A 3,291-nucleotide genomic window follows, 5' to 3' on the forward strand; every position below is an offset into this window, starting at 1 on the left:
CGTCTCCTTTTATAGGTTGCATAGAAAGCCGTTTTTTAGGAATTTTAGCTAACTTTTAAACACCTAAACACAATATGTTGTGGTTTCGCTAGGTAAGGCTACTATATAGAGGCTGAGTAGTTACCTCCTTTTACTGTCTCCGCTATCTCTTCTATCTTTTTACCGCACTTACTGCAAAACTTGGCATCTTTGTATGTCTCTGCCCCACAGTCACACATGACAATACCCAGGGCTTCCTGTGCCTTTAGATGAGTTCGCTCTAATTCCTCTTTCTTATCCTTTACTTGATCGTCTAAGCGGGTGAGGGCCTCACACATTTCCTTAATCCTTTCTTTATCAAAGGTAGGGCTGTGGAGATACATGGTATAAACAATATTGCCCAGCTTTTCTAATAAATTTCTCCTTTTTTCTTGAAATCTTCCTATTTCTCTATTGATTTTTGCAGTCTCAAGCATCTCCTTTGATCTAATGCTTGCGGCAGTAAGGCCTTTACCTACACTTTGTTTTACCTTGTCAAATAGATCAGCCATAACTTATGCCTCCTTAAAAATAAATTCTGGCCTTGGTCATCGTTTCGGCCATTATAGTACAGGACGGCCTAAATTTCTCCCTGGTTTCAACAGGGTTCGAGGATTCAAGGGTTTAAGGGTAGGTTTGGGTTAATATTCACTTGAACCCTGAAGCTCTATTGGTGACTCCAAACCAGAGAGGAACTTCCGCCGAGCTATACTAATAATCTGCTCAAGGATGGCTTCAGCCACCTCGATTTTGGGTAGCCTGGGCGTTTTGGTTATCTCACCGCTTCGGGTAATGATAGTCACAATATTGGTCTCGCTTCCAAAGCCGGCCCCTTCCTGGGTTAGATCATTGGCTACGATGAGATCGAGGTTCTTCTCCTCCAGTTTCTTCCGGGCGTTTTGTTCCAGATTCTCTGTTTCAGCGGCAAAACCAACTACGATTTGGCGCTCGCTTTTGGCTTGCCCCACCTCAGCCAAAATATCGGGCGTCTTCACCAGTTCCAGAGTTAAGCGATCCTTGTCCTTCTTGATCTTTTCTTTAGCTTGTTTTTCAGGTCGGTAGTCGGAAACGGCTGCCGCCGAAATAAAAATATCTACTGAGGGGAAATGATTCAGAACAGCCTCCCTCATCTGTTGAGCCGTTTGGACCTTGATAGTGTTTATACCAGGGGGTGGCTCAAGGAGAATCGGTCCCATAATTAAGGTGACCTCACCCCCCCAGCGGTGAGCCACCTCGGCTAAGGCAAGGCCCATTCGGCCAGAGGATGGATTGCTGATGTAGCGGACCGGATCTATTGGCTCCTGAGTAGGACCGGCCGTAATAAGAATCCTTCGATGGCGGATTGTTCTGAGGGCGGATTGTGGACTACAGATGGCGGATTGTTCCAATTCTGGCTTACAGATGGCATTTTTCAATGACCTTTCAGGAGACGGTTTATTTAGAGAGGCTCCGACATTTCCTATTATGACCTCAATGGAAGCCAATCTGCCTCTGCCCTGCTTTCCACAGGCCAACTCTCCTTCTTCCGGCTCAATAAAGAGAAAGCCGCAGTTTTTGAGTTTTTCGATATTGGCCATCAGAATAGGATTCTCATACATGGCCTCGTTCATAGCCGGGGCAATCAGGATGGGAGACCGAGCGGCCAGGACAAGGGTGGAGAGCATATCATCGGCCATCCCATTGGCTATCTTACCAATGATATTGGCCGTAGCCGGGGCGATCAAGATAAGATCAGCCCGCTCGGCCAAAGACACATGCTCTATTTCCCAAGCTGAAGGGGAAGAGAATAGATCAGTGATCACCGGCTGCCCTGAAAGTGTCTGCAAGGTGAGGGGGGTAATAAAGGCCGTAGCCGCTTTGGTCATCACCACCTGAACCCTGGCCCCTTGTTTGATTAATCCCCGGACGATTTCAGCCGACTTATAGGCCGCAATACTGCCTGTAACTCCTAAGACAATCTCTTTCCCTTTGAGTATCATAGCTTCAACGCCTGTCGCCTCCTTTGCCCCGACCTTCCCGAAAGCTCAAAGCTTTCGGGAAGGTAAATGCTTGTCCGCTATTGCCTGGTGTATGCTCCCATCAACTCTGTCTGGGCCAGGATATGTCCCTTCATTGCCTGGAGCAACTGATCCTTGCTGGCGCCAGAGGCTAAATTGAGCACAGTGTCTAAGGCATAGAATTTAAAGAAATAGCGATGGGTGCCGCCGGGTGGACAAGGGCCGCCATAGCCCAGCCGCCGCCAACTGTTTTTGCCGTGTCGGCTGCCGTCCGGCAGCTCAGCGTCAGAGGTGATGTTTTCCGGTAAAGTGCGGCGATTAGCCGGCAGGTTGTAGAGCACCCAATGAACCCAGGTGCCCATAGGTGCGTCAGGATCATCAGAGATGAGGGCAAAACTTTGAGTGCCCTGGGGTGGATCGCTCCACTGTAGCGGTGGTGAGATGTCCTCACCGTCACAGGTATACTTGCGGGGAATCGGCTTCCCTGTGACAAAGGCACTGCTCGTTAGTTCAAAAGGCATTGCTTGACCTCCTTTCTTTGGTGGAGCAGACAGTGTTTGCTCCGGTGTAGTTGGTTTAGATGCCGGTTTGGATGTTTCGGGAGCGGGCGTGAGAGATGAAGGCAGCTCACAGCCGTTCACGACAAAGGCAAGGAAAACCATAAAGAGCCACAGTGAAATGAACTTTCTCATTCTTTACCTCCTAATTTTACATGAACGCTCTCGGATAAAATTGAGCGTTGATTTTATTAACCTCTACACACCACAAACTTTTCCTTCACCCCCCTTGGTAAAATTTTCTCCTTCGCCCCTGCGGGGCTTAATCAATTTCCAATCCAATATTCCGTAGGTTGAAACCTACGGCTAAATTCCTTTGCACCTTCGGTGCATAAATTAATTACATTATTTTGGGACGGTTCAAAATCATCCATTTTCTTGTGAAACTTTAGGCGCAGTTAACCTTCCGCAGAAGTAGGGTGGACATTACCCACCAATCTGTTCGCCATCTACGCCTTTTTGGTGGGCGGTGCCCACCCTACCTCTCAGCCGCAAGCTTTCACAGTAAAGTGAACCATCCCATTATCGGGACGGTTCATAACCGTCCAATTTTCTGTGAAACCTTGCGGTTAGTTCATTATCGTAGAACATAGGAACATAGGGTAGAGTAGAGAACTGGCGAGTTACCCTCTCCAATAGCCTTAGGTGTCCTGCAATCTGTTTGCTCCCCGTTTCCAGGGAGTGCCTTAGGTACAGGCCGCCATCCACCGTAGTACTGG

4 protein-coding genes are annotated in these 3,291 nt (G+C 48.3%); all 4 read right to left on the bottom strand.

Features of this window, described 5'->3' with window-relative positions; all coding sequences use genetic code 11:
• Window positions 1–101: 101 nt before the first annotated feature.
• Window positions 102–530 (bottom strand): zinc ribbon domain-containing protein, encoded by a 429-nt coding sequence (locus tag AB1797_13680; protein MEW5768636.1) that lies wholly within the window; start codon window positions 528–530, stop codon window positions 102–104.
• A gap of 129 nt (window positions 531–659) precedes the next feature.
• Complete coding sequence (gene coaBC / locus AB1797_13685) at window positions 660–1,997, bottom strand: bifunctional phosphopantothenoylcysteine decarboxylase/phosphopantothenate--cysteine ligase CoaBC (GenBank protein ID MEW5768637.1); 1,338 nt, start codon at window positions 1,995–1,997, stop codon at window positions 660–662.
• 77 nt (window positions 1,998–2,074) lie between these two features.
• Complete coding sequence (locus tag AB1797_13690; protein MEW5768638.1) at window positions 2,075–2,536, bottom strand: YbhB/YbcL family Raf kinase inhibitor-like protein; 462 nt, start codon at window positions 2,534–2,536, stop codon at window positions 2,075–2,077.
• A gap of 558 nt (window positions 2,537–3,094) precedes the next feature.
• Window positions 3,095–3,291, bottom strand: a 197-nt coding sequence (locus AB1797_13695) for a hypothetical protein (GenBank protein ID MEW5768639.1), incomplete at its 5' end; no start/stop codon positions are given.

This window comes from bacterium, from assembly GCA_040753085.1.
GTDB lineage: Bacteria > UBA9089 > JASEGY01 > JASEGY01 > JASEGY01 > JASEGY01.

What these genes read in the sequence shown, in the direction of transcription:
- coaBC (MEW5768637.1), bottom strand. Translation starts at nt 1,997, where the DNA reads ATGATACTCAAAGGGAAAGAGATTGTCTTAGGAGTTACAGGCAGTATT.
- AB1797_13680 (MEW5768636.1), bottom strand. Translation starts at nt 530, where the DNA reads ATGGCTGATCTATTTGACAAGGTAAAACAAAGTGTAGGTAAAGGCCTT.
- AB1797_13690 (MEW5768638.1), bottom strand. Translation starts at nt 2,536, where the DNA reads ATGCCTTTTGAACTAACGAGCAGTGCCTTTGTCACAGGGAAGCCGATT.